Below are 20,281 nucleotides of genomic sequence, written 5' to 3'. Positions count from 1 at the left end.
GACTCCTCACTGGATCGTCGGTGCTGGGGGCGTGCCGCCGATCGTCCTCCGCCGGCCCCGGAGGTGCCGGAGCGTGGCGGACGGTTGACAGCGGCGTCGTCGGAGGTAACCTTACCGAAGGATTTGATCGATCAAACCGGTGGATCCCGCCGGATTGGAACGATCAAGAGCACGTCGAGGAGGACGCATGGCACTGCCGACCGTCGAGGACGTCGCCCGTGCCGCCGGCGTCTCGCGCCAGACCGTGTCGAACGTGCTCAACAGCCCGCACATCGTCCGCGACAGCACCCGCGAGCGCGTCGAGAAGGCGATCGGCGACCTCAACTACCGGCCGCACGCCTCGGCCCGCCGCCTCCGCACCCGCAAGTCCGGCACCATCGGCGTCCGGATGGACCGCGTGCTCGACGGCATCTCCGGCAGCCTGCTCGACCGCTTCCTCCACGCCGTCACCGAGCAGGCCGACGCGCGCGGCATGCGCATCCTCCTCTACACGGCGAAGAGCCCGGAGGAGGAGATCGAGCGGATCGGGCGCCTCCGCGACGGAGCCGACGTCGACGCCTTCGTGCTCACCTCCACCTTCTACGGCGACCCCCGGACCGCCTGGCTGATCGAGCAGGCCGTGCCCTTCGTCACCTTCGGCCGTCCCTGGGGCGTCGACGACCGCAACGACCCGCAGCACCTCTGGGTCGACGTCGACGGCGCCGCCGGGCTCGCCCAGGCCACGGCGCACCTCGCCGACAGCGGCTGCTCCCGCATCGGCTTCCTCGGCTGGCCGAGCGGATCCGCGACCGGCGACGACCGCCGCAGCGGCTGGGAGCGGGTGCACCGCGAGCGGTTCCGCGACGCGCCACTGCTCGCCGCCTCCTCCGAGGACGACGTCCAGCAGGCCCGGATCGCGGCCATCGAGTTCCTCCGCTCGACCCCGGAGCTCGACGGGCTGGTCTGCGTCTCCGACTCGCTCGCGCTCGGCGCCTCGATGGCAGCCGTGGCCGTCGGCCGGCCCTCCCTCCCGATCGTCGGCTTCGACAACACCCCCGTCGCCGCGGCCGTCGGCCTGCCGAGCATCGAGCAGGACCTCGACGCGGTGGCCGCGGGCGCGCTCGAGCTCCTGCTGGGCGAGCGCGGCGACGACGTCGTCCACCGCTCGCTCGCGCCGGGCGAGGCCCACCGCCTGATCGAGCCCCACCTCGTGCTCCGAACACCCCTCCACCACCCCGCCGACTGAGGCGCCGTCACTCCGACCGGCGCCCCTCCCCACGAAAGGCCAGACCATGACCCCCACCCACCGCGCGGCACGCTGGGGTGCCGCGATCCTCGCCGGAGGCCTGCTGCTCCCGCTCGCCGCCTGCTCGAGCGGCTCCGACTCCGGTGACGCGGGCGGCGACTCCGCCCTCACCGTGATGATCGGCTCGTCCGGCGACGCCGAGACGACCGCCGTCACCGACGCCGTGAACGCCTGGGGCGAGCAGAACAGCACGACGGTCGACGTGGTCGCCGCCAGCGACCTGACGCAGCAGCTCGGCCAGGGCTTCTCCGGCGGCAACCCGCCCGACCTCTTCTACATGAGCTGGGACCAGTTCCAGACCTACGCGAGCAACCGCTACCTGGAGCCGTACGCCCAGGACGCCGGGGACGCCGACGCCTTCTACCCGGCGCTGCGCGACGCGTTCAGCTACGACGACCGGTTCTACTGCGAGCCCAAGGACTTCTCCACGCTCGGCCTCGTGATCAACACGGACCTCTGGGCGGCGGCCGGCCTCACCGACGCGGACGTCCCCACCGACTGGGCCTCGCTCGAGTCGGCGGCGACGAAGCTGACCGCGAACGGAGTGACCGGGCTCTCCTTCGGCGCCGAGTACGCGCGCATCGGCACCTTCATGAACCAGGCCGGCGGATCGCTCCTCTCGGAGGACGGCACCACCGTCACCGCGGACACCCCCGAGAACGTCGCGGGCCTGACCGAGGTGAAGACGCTGCTCACCGACGGCGTGCTGAAGTTCCCGGCCGCGCTCGACTCCGGCTGGTCCGGCGAGGCGTTCGGCAAGGGCGCGGCGGCGATGGTCATCGAGGGCCCGTGGATCAACGGAGCGCTCGCGGCCGACTACCCCGACGTGAACTACCGCGTCGCCGAGCTCCCCGCCGGCCCCGGCGGGAAGTCGACCTTCACCTTCAGCAACTGCTGGGGCATCCCCGTCGGCAGCGCCACGGCCGAGAAGACGGAGTCGCTCGTGTCGGCCCTGACCTCGGACGAGCAGCAGCTCGCCTTCTCGGACGCCTTCGGAGTCATCCCCTCCACCGAGACCGGAGCCGCCGAGTACGCGACGAAGTACCCCGAGAACGCCGCCTTCGTCTCCGGCAACGACTACGCGGTGAGCCCCGTGGCCTTCGCCGGCGCGGCGACCGTCATCACCGACTTCAACTCGGCGCTCGAGGGCCTCGCGACCGGCGACCCGGAGTCGATCCTCGGCGACCTGCAGACCAACCTGCAGGACGCGCTCGACACCGCGAACGCGAAGTAGCCCGGCCGGGAGGCGGCGGACCCGACCGCCGCCTCCCCGTGCCCGACCGGCACGCCCACCCCGCGCACGTGAGTCGAAGGAGACGCATCGATGAGCACCACCGCCGCCCCCCGGAGCCGCCGCTCCGGCATCCGCGGGCACGAGGCCCGCTACGGCTGGCTCTTCACCCTCCCGGCGATCGTCGTGATCGGCGTGTTCCTCGTCGTCCCGATCGGCCTCGCCCTCTGGGTCAGCGTCAGCAACTGGAACGGGCTCGGCTCGCCCCTCGGGCCGACCGCGCAGTTCGTCGGAGCCGACAACTACCGCGCGGTGCTCACCGACTCCGGCCTGGCTCAGAAGGACTTCGGCACCGCGATCCGCAACAACGTCTACTACGTGCTGCTCGTGGTGCCGCTGCAGACCGCGCTCGCGCTCTTCCTCGCCGTGCAGGTGAACCGGCGGATCCTGCGGGGCCGGGGCTTCTTCCGCACCGCCTTCTACTTCCCCTCCGTCACCTCCTCGATCGCGATCACCGTGATCTTCCTGTTCCTCTTCTCCGCCTCGGGCGTCGTCAACGCGGTGCTCGGCTGGTTCGGCGCCGACGGGCCGACCTGGATGGCCGACCCGACCGGTGTCCTGCACTCGCTCCTGGGCGCCGTCGGCGTCGACGGCTCCGGGCCGCTGGCCGCGGGCGCCCCGCTCGGCCTCACCTGGTGGGACTGGCTGTCCGGCCCGTCCGTCGCGATGTGCGTGCTGATCACGATGGCGATCTTCACCACCTCGGGCACGTTCATGCTGCTGTTCCTCGCGGCGCTGCAGAACATCGGCGCCGAGATCGACGAGGCGGCGCTCATGGACGGCGCCGGCCCGCTCCGGAAGTTCTTCTCGGTCACTCTGCCGATGCTCAAGCCCACGCTCTTCACCGTGCTGACCCTCGGACTGATCGGCACCTGGCAGGTGTTCGACCAGATCTACCTCACCGGAGGAGGGGCGCCGGGCAAGACGCTGCTCACCCCGGCGTACCTCGCCTACGAGTCCTCGTTCACGGATCTCCGCTGGGGTCAGGGCGCCGCGATCGCCTTCATCCTCTTCTTCATCATCGTCGTGCTGACGCTCCTGCAGAGGGCGCTCCTCCGCGAGAAGGGGGAGCCGCGCCGGCGCCCCCGCCGCGCCGCCCGCGCCGACGCCGCGACGACCCTCACCACGGGAGGCATCCGATGAGCACGCTGACCGAGCCCGGCACCCGCGCCCCCGAGAGCCCCGAGCCCGCCGCACCGGTGCCGCACCGCCGCATCCGCCTCGGCGCCCGCGGCCGCGCGTCGCTGATCGGCGGCTACCTGCTGCTGATCGCGCTGGCGCTGGTGTACATCTACCCGTTCCTGATCTCGGTCGCGTCGTCGTTCAAGTCGGACGCCGACGCCACCGCGAACCCGCTGTCGCTGCTGCCCGCGACCTGGTCGTTCGCCTCCTACGAGCGGCTGTTCACCGACGTCCCGCTGCCGCTGTGGACGCTCAACTCGGTGATCGTCACCGTGTTCGTCACCGTCGGCCGGGTCTTCTTCGACTCGCTGGCCGGCTACGCGCTGTCGCGGCTGCGCTTCCGCGGACGGGGCCTGCTGTTCGCGCTGTTCATCGGAGTGATGAGCGTGCCCGCGGTGGTGCTGCTGATCCCGCGGTTCCTGATCCTCAAGCAGCTCGGCCTCTACGACAGCTACGCGGGGATGATCGTCCCGCTGATCGTGGACGCGGCGGGGATCTTCATCATGAAGCAGTTCTTCGACTCGATCCCGCTCTCCATCGAGGAGGCCGCGCGGATCGACGGGGCCGGAGTGTTCCGGACCTTCCGCTCGATCGTGGTGCCGATGGCGCGTCCGGCGATCGTGACGCTGTTCATCCTGTCGTTCCAGGGCTCGTGGAACGAGTTCTCGCACTTCGTGGTGTCTCGGCAGTCGCCGGAGCTCAACACGCTGACGACCGGAGTCGCGTCGCTCGTGTCGGGGCAGCTGGGCACCGGCAACCAGTACCCGCTGCAGCTCGCGGCCGCGGTGCTGATGTCGATCCCGGTGGCCGTGCTGTTCTTCGTCTTCCAGCGGCGGATCATGAACACGACCGAGGGCGCGGAGAAGGGCTGACGCGGGGGCTCCGGCTCCTGCTGAGCGAGCATCGCGCGTGGGTGACCGGTTCCTGCTGATCGAGCAGCGCACAGGGCGCGTATCGAGATCCGTGTCCGTGCGACGGGCCTCGATACGCCCCTGCGGGGCTGCTCGACCAGCATGCGGGAGTGCCGCCGCTACTTCGCGAGGAACTCCAGGACGGCGCGGTTCCACTCCTCCGGGTGGCTCACGGTCACTCCGTGCGGGGCGCCGTGGACGACGTGCAGCTCGGAGCCGGGGATCGCCGCGTGGGTGCGGGCGCCGGAGCCCTCGAACGGAACCGTGCCGTCGCCGTCGCCGTGGATGACGAGCGCGGGCACCGACACGTTGGGCAGGTCCTCGCGGAAGTCGGTGGTCGCGAACGCGGTCATGCAGGCGAGGGCCGCGTGCTTGGCCGACTGCTTCGCCAGAGCGATCGCCTCCTGGCGCTGCTCCTCCGTCACCTTCAGCACGCCGTCGACCGAGAAGAAGTCGGTGGTGAACTGGTCGTAGAAGTCGTCCTCGCTCTTCGTGAGGCCCGCGGTCATCTGCGCGGCCTGCGCCTTCTCGAGCGGGCCGTCCGGGTTGTCGTCCGTCTTCATCAGGTACGGCGGGACGGCCGAGGCGAAGACGACGCTGTGCAGGCGATCGGCGCCGTACTTCGTGAAGTAGCGGGCGACCTCGCCGCCGCCCATCGAGAAGCCGACCAGGGTGACGTCCTGCAGGTCGAGCTCGGTGAGGAGGGTGTGCAGGTCCTCGGTGAGCGTGTCGTAGCTGTAGCCGGTGAGCGGCTTGTCGCTGCGCCCGAAGCCGCGGCGGTCGTAGGTGACGACGCGGTAGCCGGCCTCGGCGAACGCGGGGACCTGCTCCTTCCACGACTCGCCCGAGAGGGGCCAGCCGTGGATGAGGACCACGGGGCGGCCCGATCCGCCGGTGTCGTCGACGTGCAGGTCCGTGTCCTTGAAGAGTCCGTGGTGGGCGGTGATCTCGGCCATGGCGAGTGCTCCTTCCGGCGCCGACGATCGGCGTCACATGATGTTCGAGGACGTCCCTGCGAGCGGATGGCCGGGGCGGGGAGGGTTGACAGCTCCCGTCACTCCGCGACGACGGCCGCGGCGAGGCCCCGCAGGGCGGTGTGCAGCCCGGGGCTCATGGGCAGCCCGGCGTCGAGCACGGCGTTCGCGGCGGCGACCAGCACCGGTGCTGCGGGGGAGGAGACCACGGTGAGGCCGGCGGGCGGATCCGCGTCGCCCGAGGGCCGCACGACCAGGACGAGCCGGGAGCTGGGTGCGCTCGTGCTGATCGACGCTCCCGATCGGGCGGGCAGCACCGCGAGGGTGCCGCGGCCGACGAACTCCCGCTCCTCCCGACTGGTGACGGTGAACGCGCCCTCGAGCGGGAGCAGGAGCACCACCGACCCCGGGTCGGCGCGGGGGCTCGGGCGGAAGTCGATCGTGCCGGCCGTGTGCCAGATCCGCCGGAGGAGCACGCCCTCGGCGGCCGCCTCCTGCCCGGTGACGGCGAACGCGGGGTCGGGCCCGGCCTCGGCGTGGCGGGCCCGCAGCCAGTGCCGGGCGGAGTCGCCGCGGAGGGGCATCGGGCGGATCAGCGGATCGGACACGGCGGCTCCCGAGGAACGCGGACCTGAATCGGCCGAGACAGTGAGGAACCATCATCCTAGGAGCGGCGGGAGGCGTGGTCTCCGGAGTGGCGCGTCCTCACATGCCGATGCCGCCCCGGCCGCGCTGAGCGCGACGCCGGAGCGGCATCCGAAGGGTGGTGCGGACTACTGGAATCCGCCGCCGCGGTCCTCCGGGTCCTCGATCGGGTCGGAGTCGGGAGTGTCGATCGAGTAGGTCACGTGGACCGCCTCGCCGACCTCCTTCGCGGAGACGGCGTTGTACACGAGGTGCGTCTCCTGGCCGTCGACGGCGGCGTAGACGTCGACCTCCTTCTCGTAGCCCCCCTCGGTGCTGACGCGGTTCTCGGTCTGGCCGTCGAACGGCCCGCCCTGGAAGAAGGCGAGGTAGCTCTCGCCCTCGGCGAGTGCGCGGATGTCGTTGCTCATGCCCCCAGGTCTACCACTCGGCGCCTCCCCGCCGCTCGGCCTTGCGCTCGGCGGGCGGAGGAGGGCCGGGAGCGGCAACGACCGGGCCGCGAGGCGCTGGCACTGCTCGACGGGATCTCTCCGCACGCGCCGTCAGGGCACGAGCCGCTGCGTGATCGAGGCCGTCGGCCCGCTCAGCGCGATCTCGGCGAGCGCGCCGTTGACCAGGGGCATCTGCGGCGGCTGGTGCCCGGTGTCGACGTCGAGGATCACCGGCACGCCGAGATCGCCGAGAGCGCGCTGCACCGCGTCCTCCTGGCTCAGCTCGGGCAGGGACGCGCCCTCGGTCCGGCCGATCAGGACGCCGGTCGCCTGCTCGAACCAGCCCGCGAGGCGGAGGGAGGTGAGCATCCGGAGCACCGAGACGGAGTCGGACCCGGCCGCCTCCAAGTAGACGACGGTGCCCTCCGGCGCGTAGCGGCGAGCGAAGCCCGGCACGTCGCCGTAGGGCGTGCCCGCGAGCAGGGACACCGTCTCGAGGCATCCGCCGATCAAGCGGCCGGACATCGCCGCGTCCGCTGCCCCGTCGAGCGAGCGCCAGCGGGCCGGCTCCTCGTAGGCCCGATCGCGGTCGAGCGGCTCGTCCGCCCACGCACCCCACGGACGGCTCCGGCGTCGCGGCGCGGCGTGCTGCGTGAACGCGGCTCCGGGCTCGAGGCCGGCGACCTCCGTCCAGCGGTGGAACCCGACCGGCAGCTCCCACGGCTCGTCCATCAGATTGGCGCCGTGGATCGTCGCGAGCCCGGTCGTCGTCGTCAGGGGCAGGAGCAGCGTCGAGACGTCCGACCAGCCGACGAACCAGGGCCGGGCCTCCGCGAGGGCGTGCCAGTCGAGCCTCTCCAGCAGCTCGACGGCGAGCTCGCCGCCCCATGGAGGAAGGACCGCGTCCCCGCTCCGGAAGGCGTCGTGCAGGTCGGCCGCCCGATCCGCGGCGGACGCCGGAGCGAGTCCGCCGAGGAGGGCGTGCGGCCGGACCCGGACGTCGTATCCCGCCGAGCCGAGTCGGCGCGCGGCGTCCTGCAGCCGGTCGTGCAGGTGCGCGGGGACTCCCATCGAGGGCGCGGGCACCTCCACCCGGCCTCCGGCGCGGAGGGGTGCGGGGTACGTGATGCTCGCCATCCGACGACGCTAATGCCCCTCGAGGCGACCGGCTTCGGATGCCCGGTCCGGCGAGTACCTCCGCGCCCTTCCTGCCCCGACTCGCCAGCCGAGCGCGATCGCGAGAGGGGTCAGCGCGAGTGCCGCGCCGCCCACCCACCCACTCGTGCGCAGCGCCGCCCGCCGGGAAGAAAGATGGGGCCAGGAGGCGCACCGGAACGTGACGTCCCGGTCTCGCGCAGGCGTCTCGGCTCCGCTGCTGCCTGCGGCGATCAGCGCTACGCGGCGCCTTCAGCTCGTGAGGCGGCCGATCTCATCGTCGGAGAGGAGGCGGTCGGAGGAGAGCACGATGCGAGCCGCGGGGTCAGGGCTGTGCGCGTCGGGGCCCGCCCACCTCCGTTCGAGACCGAGTCGAGCGACCGTGCGGTGCGATCGCTCGTTCCGTTCCGCGACGACCGCGGTCACGGGGAGCTCCGGCCGGAGCCGCCGCGCCCGAGCGATCCCTGCGGAGGCGACCTCCTGGGCGTACCCCCTGCCCCAGTGGTCCGGATGGACGGTGAACGCGACGTTCCAGGCCGTGTCGGTGAGGAGGGTGCATCCGCCGATCCCGATCGCACCGTCCGCGCCGCCCTCGGGACTCCGCAGCCGGACGGCTCAGCTGCTGAGGTCGTCCCGTTCCCACTGCGCCGTCCGGCGGGCGAGCACCGCCCGGGTCTGCTCGACGGAGCCGTGTCGGAGGAGGGGGTCGCCCGCCGCGATCCGCTCGTCGGAGTACAGCCGCCACAGCTCGTCCAGATCGCTCTCGGCGGGACGGAACAGCCGGAGCCGCTCGGTCGTCTCGTCGGGGCGATCACCGGCGCCGATGCTGCTGCCGCTCGCTCGAGGCGGGACTCGGGGCCATCGGGGCGGTCGCCGAGGAGTGAGGCGAGCGCGGTGACCGCGCCTGGACGTCCACCCGCTCAGCCCGTGATCAGGCCGGTGAGGCGGTCGGCGGCGGCTCCGACGGTCGAGACCGCATTGACCGTGACGAGGCAGGCGATTCCCCAGAACCAGGTGCGACCGGGTGCCCCGGCGCTGCGCCGCTCGAAGGCGAGCCACCAGGCGCCGACCACCGAGACGCACGCCGCGACCACCGAGCCGAGCGCCATGCGGACGTACTCCTCCGGTCCGGGGGAGGACCAGGCCGTGGTCGCGAGGACGATGAGCAGCGGGGCCACGATCATCCCCAGTGCGCCGAGCAGCACCGCATGGAGGTGACTGCGGGGAGGGGCCCCGGTCGTCGTCGTCGCGGTCCGCGTCCGTGTCGTGTCCATGCCGCGTCCCCCGTCGCCGCGGCCCGGTCCGCGCTGCCCCGACGCTATCCGCTCGCCGTTCCGCCGTCACCCCGCACCTCGAAGCGGGCCGCGTGCCAGGGTGGCGTCAGCACCACGCCGCCCGCGCCGCCCCGGCCGAACGCCGAGAACGTAGGATGTCCGGGATGACGATCGGACGCCGCCTCTTCCTCTCGGGAGCCGCCACGGGAGTCGGGCTCCTGGCCCTCGCGGGCTGCACGCCGTCGCGTCCGACGCCGACCCGCTCGGTCACGAAGGCCCCCGTGCCCACGCCGAGCACCACCGCCGTCCCCGCGCCGGCCGCCTTCGTGCGCTCCGCCTGGGCCGAGGATCCGTACGCGCTCGGCTCCGTCTCCTACCTGCCCGTCGGCGCGACGCCGCAGCACCGCACCGACCTGGGCACCGCGGTCCTCGACCGCGTCTTCCTCGCGGGCGAGGCCACCGACACGGAGGCGCCCGGCACGCTTCAGGGCGCCTGGAGCTCCGGGGTCCGCGCGGCCGCCGAGATCAGCGCCGTCGCCGACGAGGGCGAGCGGATCGCGATCGTCGGGGCCGGTCTCGCCGGAGCGGTCGCCGCGCGGCGCCTGTCCGACGCGGGCTTCGACGTCACCGTGGTCGAGGCGCGCGAGCGCACCGGCGGCCGCATCGCCACCGCGACTCCGGACGGCTGGCCGATCGCCGTCGAGACCGGAGCCTGGGCCCTCACCGGCGCGGGAGCCGCCCTGCGCGAGAGCATCGCGGACGCGGGCGTGGTCACGACCGCGGTCGACCTCGCCGACGTCCGCTCGAGCGACGCCGACGGCGCGGCTCTCGACACCGGCACCACGGGTGCCGACGCCCTGACCCGTGCTCTCGAGTGGGGAGCGGAGCAGCCGGAGGATCTGGCGCTCGCCGAGTCGTTCGCCGGCTCCGGAGCGCCCGATCCCGCCGAGGCCGAGCCGGGCTCCGGCGACGGCGACGCCGTCCGCGTGGCGGCGCACCTCGCCGGGACGACCGCGCTGCGCACCGGCGCCGCTCCCGAGGAGCTCTCCTCCTGGTACGGACTGGGCGACGCCTCCGCCGCCACGACCGCGGAGGAGCTGAGCGACGACTCCGGCGACGCGCTGCTGACCGACGGGCTCGCGCCCCTGGTCGACACCTTGCTCGCCGACGTCGAGGTCTCGCTGCGCGCCGTGGTGAGCGGCATCGGCTACACGGAGACCGGCGTCAGCATCCGCCTGGGCACCGGCGAGTCGTTCACAGCCGACCGGGTGCTGGTCACCGTGCCGATCGGGGTGCTCCAGACGGACGCGATCGCCTTCGACCCGCCGCTCCCGTTCGCGCAGCGCGCGGCCGTCGCAGCCCTCGGCTCCGGTGTCGTCGAGACGCTGTGGCTGCGCTTCGACGAGGCGTTCTGGGAGGCCGACGCCCCCGCGCGCTGGTCGCTCGTCGGCTCCGAGGCGGGCATCACCGAGTGGCTCAATCTTCAGCCGTCGACCGGCGAGGCGGTGCTCGTCGGGCTGGTCGGAGCGGATCAGGCCCTCTCGCTGCAGGACCTCAGCGACGACGAGCTGGTCACCCTCGCGCAGACGGCGCTCGAGCCGTTCGCCGTCGTCCCCGGCTGACGAGCTCGCGGAGCCGCGCCAGCGGGCCCCGCCACTCCGACGCGTGCGCCGCCCCGAGCGGCCGCACCCGGCTGAGCGCGAGGACGAACGCGGCGATGCCGGAGATCAGGCTCAGCACGATCACGTCGTAGAGCACGAACATCACGGGGCCGTCGACCTGGCCGGGGTCGAGGAAGAAGTACGGGTACCAGCCGATGAGGGCCCCGCGGACCAGGGTGATGACGCCCCAGACGATCGGGAAGCCGAGCACGGTCAGCGCCCCGCGCCAGGCGACCGGGCGGCGGCCGGGTCCGAGGATCCAGTCGAGGATCGCGAGCGTCGGGATCACGAAGTGCAGGAGCGCGCTCGACCAGGGCACGTCGACCCGCACGCCGCGGTTGTTGGCCTCCACCGCGATCAGCCCGAAGACGATCCCCGACACGACCATGTAGGTGAGCACGAGCGCCCGCACTGTGCTGAGCCAGCGCGGCTCCCGCTCGCGCGCGAGGGCGACCAGGCCGGACAGGCCCAGCACCACGACCCCGGCCATGTTCGACTGCGTCGTGAAGTAGGCGAAGAAGTTGTCGATCTGGAACGCGCGGAAGCCCAGGGTGTAGAAGAAGTCGCCGACGAGTCCGACCGCGCCCAGCCCGGCGAGGGCCAGGCGGAGGATCGCGAACGCCTTCCGCACACCCGCTCCGATCCGTCGCCGCTGGGCCCGGAGGGCCGGACTTCCGGACGATTCTACGGTCGCCGCGCTCGGAGCTCCCCGAGCGCGCGGCTCCGCCGGACGGGGGAGGCGGGCCCCGCGGAGGCGATCTAGCGTGAGGGATGGCGCGCGCACAGCACGGGAAGGGTTCGGGTCGGATCTCGTCGGAGGAGGCGTCCCGGCGCTGGAACGCGGTCACGGGTCCGCTGTTCCTCGCGGCGGGAGCGGTCTTCGCGGTCCTCGGGAATCCGGTCTGGCCGGTGTTCCTCGTCCTGGGGATCACGTTCCTCGGGCTGCCGGCCCCGGGAGGCCGACGAGCCGGAGCGGAGCGCAGGAGCCGGACCGCGATCGGTGACGCGCGCTTCGCGACGCGGACACTCGCCGGTCGCGTCGCCGGGATAGCGTGCGTGTCATGCCCTTCACGCCGAGCCACGCCGTCGTCGCGCTCGCGTTCTCGAACGGCCGGATCCCCGCCGCGGCCGTGGCCATCGGCGCGATGGTCCCGGACATCGGCATGTACCTCCCGATCGCCGTCGCCCGCGAGTCCACCCACTCCCTCCTCGGCGTCGTCACCGTCGACCTGCTGCTCGGGATGCTCGGCCTCGCGCTGTGGAGCGCGGTCGTCGCTCCGGCCTGGCGCGACCTCGCGCCCGCGCTGGTCCGCTCGCGCCTGCGTCCCCGGCGCTCGCCGCCCCGCGGGGCCGCCGCGTGGATCCGCGTGCTCGTCTTCGCGGCCGCCGGCATCGCCATCGGAGCCGCCAGCCACGTGATGTGGGACGGCTTCACCCACCGGGGCGGCCTCTTCGTCTCGGCGATCCCGCTGCTGCAACAGGAGCTCGGGCCCTTCCCCGGCTTCCGGTGGGCGCAGTACGCGAGCGGTGTGCTCGGGCTGCTCGGGCTCGGGATCGGCGCGGTGGTCTGGTACGTCGGTCGCCGTCCCCGGAAGCTCCGCTCCGACGGCCGGCAGCCGGTGCGCATCGCGGCCGCGGCCGTGGTGCTCGCGGCCGCGGTGGTTCCCGCCGGGATCGTGCTGGCGGGGGCGGGCATCGATCCGCTCGACGCCGCCTACCGGGCGCACGTGGTGCGGGCGGCGATCCTGCTCGTGGGCGGCGGCGCGGCGGCCGCGGTCGCCGTCGCGGCGGTCTGGTGGCTCACCGGCCGAGGGGCGCGCGGGGCCGTCGTCTGAGACGGCGGAGGACGAGCCTGTCGTCTGAAGGGAGCACGGGCATCCGTCGCGAGGAGGATGCGCCGGTGCATAGCCCACCGATAGCGTCGGACACGGCCCGTTGGGGCGGGCCGCCTTCGGGGGAAGGCACTAAGGGGAAATCGGGGGCTCGCGGCACACGCCGCGGGCCCTCTACCCGTTTCCGGGCCCCGCCGGCCGGGAGCTCCCGCCGCCTCAGCGCCGCTTCGAGCGCGGCCGGTTCTGCGCGGCCGGGCGCTGCGGGATGCGCGGAGCGCCCTCGCCGGCGGCACCCTGGGGGAGCGAGGACGCGGGCGGGATCGGGCGGCGGGTCACCGGGCGCACCGGCTCGCCGCGGCGCGTCTGGCCGGGGATCGGCCGGGAGCGGCGCCCGTAGATGAGCTCGGACGAGTCGAGCAGCCACGGGACCAGCGCCACCGTCACTCCGTGCACCAGCAGGAGCTTCTGGCGGATCCGCCGCGACTTGTGGTTGTGGAGGAACGCCTCCCACCAGTGCCCGACGATGTACTGCGGCATGTAGACGGTGGTGATCTCGGAGCCGTGCTCGAGGCGGTGGGCCTTGATGTACTTGATCAGCGGGTACGAGATGTCGCGGTAGGGCGAGGCCACGCAGCGCAGCGGCACCTCGATGTCCATCTGCGCCCAGTCGGCCTTCAGCTGCGCGGTCTGCGCGTCGTCGATGGAGGAGTGCACCGCCTCCAGCGTCTCGTGCCGTGCCGCGATGGCGTAGTCGAGCGCCTTCAGCGTGGGCTTGTTCATCCGGCCCACCAGCACGATCGCGTGGTCGCCGTTGGCGCCGAAGGTCGTGGTCGGGTCGACCTCGATCTCCTTCTCGACGTCGCGGTAGTAGCGGTAGACGCCGGCCATCAGGACGCCGAGGATCGGCATCACCAGGTAGACGAGCCAGGCGCCGTGGGTGAACTTCGTGATCGTGACGACGACGAGCACCGCGAACGTCAGCGTCGCGCCGAACAGGTTGATGGCCAGGCTCGTGTAGACGGTGCGCGAGCCCTCGCCGTTGCGGATCATCCGGACCCAGTGCTTGACCATGCCCGACTGCCCGAGCGTGAACGAGACGAAGACGCCGATGATGTACAGCTGCACGAGGCTCGTGAGCGAGGCCTGGTAGACGAGCAGGATGATCGCGGCGACGAGCGCCAGGATGATCACTCCGTTGGAGTAGATGAGGCGGTCGCCGCGGGTGTTCAGCGACTTGGGCGCGTAGCCGTCGCGGGCCAGCACGGAGCCCAGCAGCGGGAAGCCGTTGAACGCGGTGTTCGCCGCGAGGAGCAGGACGGCGGCGGTCGCGGCCTGGATGATGAAGAACAGGATCGTGTTGTTGCCGAACGTGGCGGCGGCGACCTGCGCGATCACGGAGCGCTGCGGGGTCGTGGCGCAGTCGGCGAAGCCCACCAGGTGGCAGGCGTTCTCGGCGTAGTGCACGTTCGAGAGCAGGGCGAGGGCGGTCAGGCCGACGAAGAGCACGATCGCGATCGTGCCCATCGCGACGAGGGTGCGCTGGGCGTTCTTGACCTTCGGGGCGCGGAACGCGGGCACACCGTTCGAGATGGCCTCGACGCCCGTGAGCGCCGCGCAGCCGCTCGCGAAGGAGCGCAGCAGCAGGAGGACGACGGCCGCCTGCGTGAGCTGCTCGCCCTGCACGGTGAAGCCCGCCGACTCCGCGACCGGGGTGTCGCCGAAGGCGGTTCGGACCAGGCCGACGACGACCATCACGAAGACGCTCGCGACGAAGAGGTACGTCGGGACGGCGAAGGCGCGGCTCGACTCCGAGACGCCGCGGAGGTTCACGGCCGCCAGCAGCACGACGAAGAGGATCGCCAGCTCGACCCGCAGCGGCGCCAGCTCGGGCACCGCGGAGATGATGTTGTCGACTCCGGAGGCGACCGACACGGCCACGGTGAGCACGTAGTCCACGAGGAGGGCGGCGGCGACCGTGAGGCCCGCCGTCTCGCCCAGGTTGGTGCGGGCGACCTCGTAGTCGCCGCCGCCGGACGGGTAGGCCCGGATCAGCTGGCGGTAGCTCAGCACCACCACCACGAGGAGGACGACCACGCACGCGGCCACCCAGGGGGCGAAGGTGAGGAAGGAGAGTCCGCCGAGCAGCAGGATCATCAGCAGCTCCTGCGGCGCGTAGGCCACGGAGGAGAGCGGGTCGCTGGCGAAGATGGGGAGCGCGAGCCGCTTCTGCAGCAGCTGTCCCTCGAGCTTGTCGCTGGGGAGCGGCTCGCCGATGAAGAAGTGCTTGGCGGTGCGCAGCTCGGTCGCGTCGGCCGATGATCCGTCCGCGGCGGACGGGGGGCCCTCGTGTGTCACGAGCGATGACACTACTCCGTGCGAGGGGGCAGTCAAGACGGCCGGGAGCGGGCCGAGCGGAGGCTGATCCCGCGCTGTGACCGGGAGTTTCCCGGTGCGGCGGGGAGCGACGGCCGGCGTCCTCGCGGCCGGCGCCCCGAGCGGGGGGTCAGCGGCCGTCGCGGGTCGCGGCTCCGATCAGGCCGGTGAGGCTGTCGCGGAGCGCGGTGAGCTCCTCGAGGGGGACGTCGAGCCGCTCCACGATCTGCGGAGGAACCTGCAGGGCCTGCTCGCGGAGGGCCGCTCCGGAGGGGGTCAGCGCGACGTCGAGGCGGCGCTCGTCGTCGCTGCTCCGGGCGCGCGTGACGTGGCCGCTCGCCTCCAGGCGCTTCACGAGCGGGCTGAGCGTGGCCGGCTCGAGGCGGAGCGCGGAGCCGAGGTCGGCGAGCGAGCGGGGGCTCCGCTCCCAGAGCGCGAGCATCACGAGGTACTGCGGGTGCGTGAGCCCGAGCGGCTCGAGCACGGGGCGGTACAGCCCGATGACGGTGCGCGCCGCGACGGCGAGGGAGAAGCAGACCTGGTTCTGGAGGGCGAGCGGGTCGGTTTCCACGGCGTCATCCTCTCATCGTGCCCTGATGGTTAGTACACTAAGGATATGACGCGGAAGAAGACCGGCTCCCTCTACCAGCGCTTCAACGCGCGGCTGTTCCCCTGGATCGGCCCGCCGCCGCTCGGCCCGTACGACCAGCCCGAGCAGGAGGCGCCCGCGGGGCAGGCATGCCCGCTCTGCGGCCGGCCGATGTCCGAGCACGTCATCGACCGCTCCGGTCCGCGCACCCAGCTGTACTGCCCGAGCGACCCCTCCTGAGTCGCACGCCCCCGTTCGGGGGTCGGGGGCTTCGGGCGGCGGGGGCGGATGATGAGCGCATGTCCCGTCTGAGCCCCACCGCCGCCCGCGTCGTCCAGTACAGCCGTTTCGGCGACGCGGACGTCCTCGAGATCGCCGAGGTCGAGCGGCCGAAGCCCGGGGCGGGCGAGGTGCTGGTCGAGGTGCTCTCCGCCGGGGTGAACCACATGGAGGCGTTCATCCGGCAGGGCCAGTTCGACTCCGACCACTCCGCGGCCTTCCCGATGCGCCAGGGCACCGACTTCTCGGGCGTCGTCGTCGCCCTCGGTGAGGGCGTCACCGACATCAAGCTCCGCAGCGACGTGGTCGGCCACGCGCTCGTCGGCTCCCACGCGACCCACGTCGTGGTGCCGCGCCGCAACCTCGTCGCCAAGCCCGCCTCCGTGAGCTGGGAGGTCGGCGGCGCGCTGTTCCTCGCCGGAGTGACCGCGTGGCGCGCGCTGGAGGCCACGCATGTGGGACCCGACGACACCGTCCTCGTCTCCGCGGCGGCCGGAGGAGTCGGCAGTCTCGAGATCCAGCTGGCGAAGCTCCGCGGCGCGACGGTGATCGGCACCTGCGGCGAGCGCAACTTCGACTACCTCCGCCAGATCGGCGTGAAGCCGGTGGTCTACGGCGACGGGATCGCCGACCGCATCCGGGCCGCGGCGCCCGGCGGGGTCACGGTGTTCCTCGACAACTTCGGCGGGGAGAACGACGCCCTCGCCGACGAGCTCGGCATCGCGGCGGGCCGCTTCCACTCCAGCGACGACCGCAAGGAGATCGAGCTGCGCGCCGTCTGGCCCGACGCCGAGACCGCCCAGCGCGACACCGAGATCCTCGGCGAGCTGGTCGGCCTCGTCGGCGAGCAGAAGCTGCGGGTGCTCGTCTCGGGCTTCTACCCCTTCGACCAGGTGCAGGACGCCTTCGACGACCTCGAGAAGCGGCACTCGCGCGGCAAGATCGTGCTCGGCATGAACCCGGTGGACCCGGCGAAGGTCACCAAGGCGCGCGACATCCACGAGGCCGGCCGCTAGCCGCATCCTCCCGGCGGCTGTCCGGGCTGCTCTCCGGGCGGCCACAATGGGGCCGTGGCGCGCGGACGCCCGGGAGGAGTGACGCGATGGAGGAGCCCGTCGTCGCGATCGTCTGGATCGTCTCGTTCGTGGTGGTGACCGTCCTGGTCACCGGGCTGTCGGGGCGGGTGAACTGGTCCGCTCCCGTGGCGCTCGTCGCCGTCGGAGCCCTCGCCTCCTTCGTCCCCGGGATCCCGGAGGTGGTGGTCGAGCCGGACGTGGTGCTGTTCGGGATCCTGCCGCCGCTGCTCTACGCGGCGGCGATCCGCACCTCCGTCCTCGACGTCCGCGCCCGCGGCGACAGCATCCTCCTGCTGTCGGTCGGGCTCGTCGTCTTCACGGTCGCGGTGGTCGGCGCGGTGGCCTGGATGGTCGTCCCGGCGATCACGGTCGCCGCGGCCCTCGCGTTCGGCGCGATCGTGGCGCCCACGGACGCGGTGGCGGTCACGGCGATCGCGGGGCGGCTCCGCCTGCCGCGGCGCATGCTCACGGTGCTCGAGGGCGAGAGCCTCCTCAACGACGCGACCGCACTGGTGGCGCTGAACGCCTCACTCCTGGCGATCGTCAGCACGGTCACTCCCGGGCGCATCGCGCTCGACTTCGTGCTGGCCGTGGCGGTGGGCGGCGGGGTCGGGATCGGCATCGCCGTGCTGCTCGGGTTCGTGCGCAAGCAGGTGCAGTCGTCCGTGCTGGACACGAGCCTCTCGCTGGTGACGCCCTACGTCGCGTTCATCCCGGCGCAGCTGCTGCACGGCTCCGGGGTGCTGGCGGTCGTGGTCGCGGGGCTCTACCTGGGCTACCGGGCGCCGGTCATCCAGTCGGCGCAGGCGCGGATCGCGGAGTCGCTCAACTGGCGGACGATCCAGTTCCTGCTCGAGAACGCGGTGTTCCTCTTCATCGGGCTGAGCCTGTCGTCGGTGGTGGAGGCGACGGCCGACTCGGGCATCGGGGTCTGGCAGACGGTCGGCATCGGCGCGGCCGTGCTCGCGGCGCTGGTCGGGAGCCGCGTGGCCTGGATGTGCATGACGACGCTGCTGTTCCGGCACGGTCCGCGCCGGCTGCAGCAGCGCGGGTGGACCTGGCCGACCGCGATCGGGGTGTCGTTCGCGGGCATCCGCGGCGTGGTCACCCTCGCCGCCGCGTTCCTCCTGCCCGCGGAGACGCCGCAGCGCGCGTTCCTGCAGTTCCTCGCCTTCATCGTGGTGGCGGGGACGCTCGTCGAGGGGCTCGCGCTCCCGCGGCTCGTCCGCGCCCTGAAGCTGCCGGCCCCGAACGAGATGCAGGAGCACGTCGAGAAGCAGATGCTGCTCGCCGAGGCGCAGGCCGCCGGGCTCGCCCGGCTCGACGCGGAGCCGCAGGACGGAGTGGAGGACCGCGTGCTCGACCGGCTGCGGCGGAACGCGACGTTCCTCGCCGACGCCCTGGAGAACCCGCCGGAGGGCGAGGGTGTGGAGCCGCTCCCGCAGGCCTACAACCGGCTCCGGCGCGTGATGATCGCGGCCGAGCGGGAGGCGGTGCTCCGCGCGCGCTCCGAGGGGCGGTACCAGGAGCCGGCGGTGGTGAGCGCTCTGGCGTTCCTCGACGTGGAGGAGGAAGCGCTGGCGGTCGGGCGGCAGTAGCGCCGGGAGGGCGGGGACCCCGGGCGGGATCCCCGCCCTCCCGGCGGTACGGTGTCCGGGCTCAGTCCAGGGTGGAGCGGACCGAGGCGCGGGCCTCGTCGAGCGCGGCGCGCAGGGCGTCGACGCTCGCGGTCGTCACGGATCCCGAGGAGGCGGCGGAGCGCAGCTCCGCGCGCAGCTCGTCGCGGAACTCGGTGAGCAGCACCTCGGCGTCGCGCAGGGCGATCCGCGAGGCGGTGCGCGCGTCGGGCGAGGCCGGTGCGGCCTGCTCCGGCGCGGGCTGCTCGGAGGGGGTGCCGGACGTGTCCTGCGGGCGCGGCTCCTCGGCGGAGTGCTCCGGTCGGCGTCCGGGCTCCCGCGAGTCGCGGGCGGCGCTGGCCAGGTCGGCGCGGAGGCTCTTCATCGCCTCCGCGACGCCGAGGCGGACCTCGTCGGCGAGCCGGCGGACGGAGTCGGTGAGCTCCTCCTCGATGTCGCCCAGGTCGGTCGCGCGGTTCGCGAGCTCGGCGCGGCCGGCGTCGGTGATGGAGTAGACCGTCTTGCGGCCGTCGGCCTCCTTCGTGACGAGTCCCTCCTCCTCGAGCTTCGCGAGGCGCGGGTAGACCGTGCCGGCGCTGGGCGCGTAGGTGCCGCCGAAGCGCTCGCTGAGCGCCTGGATCAGCTCGTAGCCGTGACGCGGCGACTCGGCGAGGAGGTTGAGCAGGTAGAGGCGCAGGCGGCCGTGCGCGAAGACGGGGCTCACAGCGAGCTCCCGTCCATCGGGCGGCGGCCGTCGGCGGGGCCGGCGCCGGGGGAGCCCCAGCCCTCGCCCACCGAGGCGGAGGACGCGGCGACGGACCGGCGGACGACGACCACGTCTCCCGAGACGGAGTTGGCGGCGACGTCGACCCACTTCGAGTCGAGCGAGCCCGTGGTCGAGGTGAAGCCCCGGCCGAAGGTGCCCTTGACGACGGAGCCGTCGAGCTGGAGCGTGCCCGAGACGGTGTTGATGCGGTAGCGGGCGCCGAGGCCCTCGTCGACGCGGATCGTGAGGTCGCCGCTGACGGTGTTGGCCTGGATCCGGTCGGGGGTGCCCTCGGCGTCGACGAACACGCTGCCCGAGACGCCGTCGACGGTGAAGCGGGTGAGCTCGCCGGTCGCGGTGACGTCGCCGGAGACGGTGCGCGCGGTGACGCGGCCGGTGTGGCTGCGGACCGAGAGCTCGCCGTGGACGGTGTTCACCTCGATGTCGCCGTGCAGGCCGTCGACGACGATGTCGCCGCCGACCGTCGAGACGCGGGCGTCGCTGTGGAGACCCGAGACCAGGCCGTCGGCCGAGACGGTGTCGAACTTGAGGTCGACGCCGCGGGGGACGAGGAGGCTGATGTCGGCGCGGTCGCCGCGGCGGCCGAGACCCTTCACGACATCGACGATGGTGTCCCAGCGGAGCTGGACGTGGTCGATCTCGAGGCGGTCGCCGTCCATCGAGACCTTGAGCGGGCGACCGTCGACGCTGTGGACCTCCACGCGAGCGGTCGGCTCGTCGTGGGCGATGACGTCGATCTGGCCGCCGACGAGGGCGACCTTGACCGAGCGGACGACGTCGAGGTCGATGACCTTCGTCTCGCCGGCCTGTACGAGCCATTTCTCGAGGGACATGAGCTCCTCCTCCTGCACCGGGGTGCCTTTCTGAAACGCGATACATCGCGAGTGGACGAGAGTCACGATATATCTCGATCGCTGCGG

At 72.8% G+C, this 20,281-nt stretch carries 20 protein-coding genes; 9 read left to right on the top strand and 11 right to left on the bottom strand.

The features are described 5' to 3' along the window. Positions 1-187: 187 nt before the first annotated feature. The 4 genes from C5C54_RS11990 (at position 188) to C5C54_RS11975 (ending at position 4,630) form a co-directional block, all read left to right on the top strand. Positions 188-1,225, top strand: coding sequence for a LacI family DNA-binding transcriptional regulator (locus tag C5C54_RS11990; protein WP_104247390.1), 1,038 nt, complete (start codon positions 188-190; stop codon positions 1,223-1,225). Between the two features lie 46 nt (positions 1,226-1,271). After that, the gene (locus C5C54_RS11985) at positions 1,272-2,519 is read left to right on the top strand and encodes an extracellular solute-binding protein (RefSeq protein ID WP_104250796.1); all 1,248 of its coding nucleotides are present in this window, start codon (positions 1,272-1,274) and stop codon (positions 2,517-2,519) included. 90 nt (positions 2,520-2,609) lie between these two features. Continuing rightward, positions 2,610-3,719: a carbohydrate ABC transporter permease gene (locus C5C54_RS11980; protein ID WP_104238714.1), complete on the top strand. Its 1,110-nt coding sequence runs from the start codon at positions 2,610-2,612 to the stop codon at positions 3,717-3,719. Then, positions 3,716-4,630, top strand: a complete 915-nt coding sequence (locus tag C5C54_RS11975; RefSeq protein WP_104238713.1) for a carbohydrate ABC transporter permease — start codon at positions 3,716-3,718, stop codon at positions 4,628-4,630. The genes C5C54_RS11980 and C5C54_RS11975 overlap by 4 nt, the downstream gene beginning before the upstream one ends. A 158-nt stretch (positions 4,631-4,788) precedes the next feature. Here C5C54_RS11975 and C5C54_RS11970 read toward each other — a convergent pair whose 3' ends face one another. From C5C54_RS11970 to C5C54_RS11945, 6 genes are all read right to left on the bottom strand, one after another. Beyond that, positions 4,789-5,625: an alpha/beta fold hydrolase gene (locus C5C54_RS11970; RefSeq protein WP_104288436.1), complete on the bottom strand. Its 837-nt coding sequence runs from the start codon at positions 5,623-5,625 to the stop codon at positions 4,789-4,791. Positions 5,626-5,723: 98 nt separating this feature from the next. Next, positions 5,724-6,251, bottom strand: coding sequence for a hypothetical protein (locus C5C54_RS11965; RefSeq protein ID WP_104288435.1), 528 nt, complete (start codon positions 6,249-6,251; stop codon positions 5,724-5,726). 165 nt (positions 6,252-6,416) lie between these two features. Next, positions 6,417-6,698, bottom strand: a complete 282-nt coding sequence (locus C5C54_RS11960; RefSeq protein WP_104223758.1) for an oligoribonuclease — start codon at positions 6,696-6,698, stop codon at positions 6,417-6,419. Between the two features lie 132 nt (positions 6,699-6,830). Further along, the gene (locus tag C5C54_RS11955) at positions 6,831-7,856 is read right to left on the bottom strand and encodes a S66 peptidase family protein (RefSeq protein WP_104288434.1); all 1,026 of its coding nucleotides are present in this window, start codon (positions 7,854-7,856) and stop codon (positions 6,831-6,833) included. A 270-nt stretch (positions 7,857-8,126) separates the two neighbouring features. Further along, complete coding sequence (locus C5C54_RS18525) at positions 8,127-8,447, bottom strand: GNAT family N-acetyltransferase (protein ID WP_374953286.1); 321 nt, start codon at positions 8,445-8,447, stop codon at positions 8,127-8,129. 347 nt (positions 8,448-8,794) lie between these two features. Continuing rightward, entirely contained in the window at positions 8,795-9,148 is a 354-nt protein-coding gene (locus tag C5C54_RS11945; RefSeq protein ID WP_146078830.1) for a hypothetical protein, read from the bottom strand. A gap of 164 nt (positions 9,149-9,312) precedes the next feature. On the opposite strand from C5C54_RS11945, the gene C5C54_RS11940 reads away from it, so the two are divergent. Continuing rightward, positions 9,313-10,770 (top strand): NAD(P)/FAD-dependent oxidoreductase, encoded by a 1,458-nt coding sequence (locus tag C5C54_RS11940; protein ID WP_181127886.1) that lies wholly within the window; start codon positions 9,313-9,315, stop codon positions 10,768-10,770. Here the strand turns inward: C5C54_RS11940 and C5C54_RS11935 are convergent. Next, positions 10,721-11,440: a Pr6Pr family membrane protein gene (locus C5C54_RS11935; protein WP_104233845.1), complete on the bottom strand. Its 720-nt coding sequence runs from the start codon at positions 11,438-11,440 to the stop codon at positions 10,721-10,723. The genes C5C54_RS11940 and C5C54_RS11935 overlap by 50 nt on opposite strands. Positions 11,441-11,870: 430 nt before the next feature. Here C5C54_RS11935 and C5C54_RS11930 point away from each other — a divergent pair, with 430 nt between their 5' ends. Then, the gene (locus C5C54_RS11930) at positions 11,871-12,644 is read left to right on the top strand and encodes a DUF4184 family protein (protein ID WP_104288431.1); all 774 of its coding nucleotides are present in this window, start codon (positions 11,871-11,873) and stop codon (positions 12,642-12,644) included. Between the two features lie 213 nt (positions 12,645-12,857). Here the strand turns inward: C5C54_RS11930 and C5C54_RS11925 are convergent, their stop codons facing one another. Together C5C54_RS11925 and C5C54_RS11920 are read right to left on the bottom strand one after the other, a co-directional pair. Continuing rightward, the gene (locus tag C5C54_RS11925) at positions 12,858-14,939 is read right to left on the bottom strand and encodes an APC family permease (RefSeq protein ID WP_104223800.1); all 2,082 of its coding nucleotides are present in this window, start codon (positions 14,937-14,939) and stop codon (positions 12,858-12,860) included. Between the two features lie 205 nt (positions 14,940-15,144). Further along, positions 15,145-15,585, bottom strand: coding sequence for a MarR family winged helix-turn-helix transcriptional regulator (locus tag C5C54_RS11920; protein ID WP_104223751.1), 441 nt, complete (start codon positions 15,583-15,585; stop codon positions 15,145-15,147). Between the two features lie 45 nt (positions 15,586-15,630). Here C5C54_RS11920 and C5C54_RS11915 point away from each other — a divergent pair, with 45 nt between their 5' ends. From C5C54_RS11915 to C5C54_RS11905, 3 genes are all read left to right on the top strand, one after another. Next, positions 15,631-15,843 carry a hypothetical protein gene (locus C5C54_RS11915; RefSeq protein WP_104223750.1) on the top strand — a complete coding sequence of 71 codons (213 nt, stop codon included), beginning with the start codon at positions 15,631-15,633 and terminating at the stop codon, positions 15,841-15,843. 59 nt (positions 15,844-15,902) lie between these two features. After that, positions 15,903-16,898, top strand: coding sequence for an NADP-dependent oxidoreductase (locus C5C54_RS11910; RefSeq protein ID WP_104238704.1), 996 nt, complete (start codon positions 15,903-15,905; stop codon positions 16,896-16,898). An 86-nt stretch (positions 16,899-16,984) separates the two neighbouring features. Next, entirely contained in the window at positions 16,985-18,556 is a 1,572-nt protein-coding gene (locus C5C54_RS11905; protein ID WP_104223748.1) for a sodium:proton antiporter, read from the top strand. Between the two features lie 61 nt (positions 18,557-18,617). Here C5C54_RS11905 and C5C54_RS11900 read toward each other — a convergent pair whose 3' ends face one another. Continuing rightward, positions 18,618-19,298 carry a PadR family transcriptional regulator gene (locus C5C54_RS11900; RefSeq protein WP_104288430.1) on the bottom strand — a complete coding sequence of 227 codons (681 nt, stop codon included), beginning with the start codon at positions 19,296-19,298 and terminating at the stop codon, positions 18,618-18,620. Continuing rightward, positions 19,295-20,194, bottom strand: a complete 900-nt coding sequence (locus C5C54_RS11895; protein WP_258063310.1) for a hypothetical protein — start codon at positions 20,192-20,194, stop codon at positions 19,295-19,297. Before C5C54_RS11895 ends, C5C54_RS11900 begins: the two co-directional genes overlap by 4 nt. Positions 20,195-20,281 lie beyond the last annotated feature (87 nt).

The organism is Rathayibacter sp. AY1F2, from assembly GCF_002930885.1.
GTDB lineage: Bacteria > Actinomycetota > Actinomycetes > Actinomycetales > Microbacteriaceae > Rathayibacter.
Note: the sequence above shows the minus strand (reverse complement) of the source record. Positions and strands in the feature narration are given on the sequence as shown.